This is a genomic window from Protofrankia sp. CiP1_Cm_nod4 (genome assembly GCF_982290645.1).
Window position 1 is genome coordinate 18,210 of the sequence record NZ_CEVIVC010000086.1, and the last position, 2,692, is coordinate 20,901.

The 2,692-nt window shown below is 66.3% G+C and carries 4 protein-coding genes; 3 read left to right on the forward strand and 1 reads right to left on the reverse strand.

Features of this window, described 5'->3' with window-relative positions:
• Window positions 1–121: 121 nt before the first annotated feature.
• The gene (locus tag AC5LSR_RS16160) at window positions 122–544 is read right to left on the reverse strand and encodes a YtxH domain-containing protein (protein WP_250292288.1); all 423 of its coding nucleotides are present in this window, start codon (window positions 542–544) and stop codon (window positions 122–124) included.
• A gap of 572 nt (window positions 545–1,116) precedes the next feature.
• On the opposite strand from AC5LSR_RS16160, the gene AC5LSR_RS16165 reads away from it, so the two are divergent.
• From AC5LSR_RS16165 to AC5LSR_RS16175, 3 genes are all read left to right on the forward strand, one after another.
• Window positions 1,117–1,326, forward strand: a complete 210-nt coding sequence (locus AC5LSR_RS16165; protein ID WP_493468639.1) for a nucleotidyltransferase family protein — start codon at window positions 1,117–1,119, stop codon at window positions 1,324–1,326.
• A 378-nt stretch (window positions 1,327–1,704) separates the two neighbouring features.
• Window positions 1,705–2,175: a helix-turn-helix domain-containing protein gene (locus AC5LSR_RS16170; RefSeq protein WP_250284568.1), complete on the forward strand. Its 471-nt coding sequence runs from the start codon at window positions 1,705–1,707 to the stop codon at window positions 2,173–2,175.
• Between the two features lie 6 nt (window positions 2,176–2,181).
• A partial coding sequence (locus AC5LSR_RS16175) for a VapC50 family PIN domain-containing toxin (RefSeq protein ID WP_493468640.1) occupies window positions 2,182–2,692 on the forward strand: 511 nt, incomplete at its 3' end.

Genomic DNA, 2,692 nt, shown 5'->3' on the forward strand with positions numbered 1-2,692 from the left:
CGGCGAACAGCACCCCTGCGTTGACGGCGGGATGTCTGCCAGGTCTTACAGGCCGAGCCACGCCCGCGCGCAAAAGCCGAGCAGGGCGTCGCCAACCGAATCCGGGGCAATGAGATGAGGATCAGGTGCTGACGGCCGCAGCGTCGGCGCGAGCCAAGGTGGCGTCCAGGACGGCGTACTCGGCTTCTTCCACAGCGGCGATAGCGAAAGAGATCGCGCAGACGGCGTCGTCCTCCGCGTACTCCGCGCGCCGCTCGGCACGCTGGGCGTCGCGCTCGGTCTGCTTCTGTTGGACCTCAGCACGCACCTTGCTCACGTGGTCCTTCCAGCGGTCCTGGATCTCGCGCCACCGACTGGAAGCCTCCTGGGTCACGTCCGAGGCCTTCTCGCGAAGCTCGCTCGCGTGCCGCTCGGCGTTGGCGCGAGCCTGCTCGACTTTGGCCGCCAGCTCCTCGCGGGTCTCGGCCTCGGCAGCATCCGCAGCACCCTCGGCTGCCTTGGCACGCCTCGAGAGGTAGGCCAGCTGCTCGGACAAACGGGCCATAATTCTCACCCTTCCGCCGTCTTCCTGCATAATCACATGGCAGTCATGCTAGCGCGGATTCCTGGCTGACGCAGGTCCACCCCGACGACGGCGACCATCGCGACCTGCATCCCCATTACAGTGATTTGCAACCATCTATCGACGTCAAACGGCTCGAAGTACAGCGGAGATCCGCCACCCAGCAGCGGGTGGATGCGCGGCACGCCGAACAGCCTCCGGCCGCGCACTCCCGAGTCGACTTCCGGCGAGTTCGATCCTTCCTATGGGCAGTGAAGCTTGATACCGCTGTTCACGAAAGCGGTATTTCCCGGTTTGCCGGCGGACCGTCCGGGCAGGAGGTAAGGAGGCGGAATGAAATAACCTGTTCATCTTGAACCTTCTGTAGGTCCGTGACCTGCGAAGACGCTCCCGGGGATGCATTTGTTACTTCATTACAGATCCTAAGTGACGCCTGAGCCGGGAGGGATGCCCGCAAGCGGGGGAGCGGCCTCCGGTGACGTTCGGACGAGGTGCGTGCGCATCGCGAGGAGATTCTTGCTGTCGGGCGTCGGTTCGGGGTTCGGAATGTGCGGGTGTTCGGGTCGGTGGCGCGTGGTGAGGCCACGGGGTCCAGCGATCTGGATCTGTTGATCGATGTCGGGCCTGGTCATGGATACTTCGACATGGCGGCTTTCGCGCTCGCGGTGGAGGACCTGCTGGGTGTGTTCACGCAGGTCGCGACCGAGGGCGGGCTGAAGCTGCGTATCCGTGACCGGGTGCTCGCCGAGGCTGTGCCGGTCTGAACGGCTGTCTGTGCGGCGGGACGAGGAGCGGCTGGCGGACATCCTGGACGCGGCGGAGAAGATCGCGGTCCGGGTGCGGCGTGGCCGGGAGCGGTACGACGCCGACGAGGACGTGCAGATCATGCTCACCCGCAGGATCACACGATGGTCGCTCTACGTCACGAACTGCCACTCCGGCGAGTTGTCAAAATGTTACTTTTATCCACTATTTTCATGGACTCCAGTCGCATCCGCAGATCCGCCCGGTGACGGACGGCCGGCACACCGGTCACCCGTTGCGACCGCGGGCCGCGGGCGACCTGCGGCCGGTCTCCGCGCGCGACCTCCACCCAGCCGCGACCTGTTTGCGGATTTTTCGAATAGAAGTAGCCTGGAGTCGTGGCCACCGTGATTCGAGAGCGAACAGTCCTCCCACCCGCGGACAACTCCACCCTCGCCCGGTTCGCCCGCCGCCTGGCCGGGCTCGAGGAGCCCGCACGCGCACGGCTGGTCGGCCCCGACGGTTCCAAGATGGACATCCCCGACGAGCTCTACGGAATCCTGCACGACGTCGTGACCGCTCTGTCCCAGGGCCTGGCGATCTCGATCGCCCCGCACAACACCATGCTCACCACCCAGGAAGCCGCCGACCTGCTCAATATCTCCCGCCCCACTCTGGTACGCCTGCTGACCGACAGTGAAATTCCCTACACCATGCGCGGCCGGCACCGCCGCGTCATGCTCCGCGACATCCTCGACTACCGCGACCGCACCCGCCGGGAACGCCGCCAGGCACTGGACCAGATGGCCGCCGAAGCCGAAGAGGACGACCTCTACACCCTGACCGCGGCCCCCACATCAACCCGGTAAGAGGCCGTGACGTTCCCCGCGCTGCTCGACGCCTGCGTGCTCTACCCGGCCTACCTCTGTGACACCCTGCTCCGGCTCGCCGAAGCCGAGGCCTACCGGCCCCTGTGGTCAGCCGACATCCTCGACGAACTGCGGCGCAACGTCGTCGACGCCGGCGTCCCGGCCGACCGCGTCGACCGGCGCATCAACCACATGCGCCGATACTTCCCCGACGCGACCGTCACCGGCTACGAACACCTCATCGACGGCATGACCAACGATCCCAAGGACCGCCACGTCCTGGCCGCCGCCGTCCGCACGGGCGCCGAGGTCATGGTCACGTTCAACCTCCGCGACTTCCCGGAAACCACGCTCAAGCCCTACGACATCGCGGCCATCCACCCCGACGAGTTCCTCCTCGACCAGCTCGATCTCTACCCAGGCCTCACCCTCGAGGTACTCGAACAGCAGGCAGCGTCCTACCGCCGGGAACCCACCACCGTCGCCGCGCTGCTCCCGCTGCTCGAACGCACCGGCC

Excerpts from the sequence above, each read along its gene's own strand:
- AC5LSR_RS16160 (WP_250292288.1), bottom strand. The coding sequence starts at position 544 with ATGGCCCGTTTGTCCGAGCAGCTGGCCTACCTCTCGAGGCGTGCCAAG.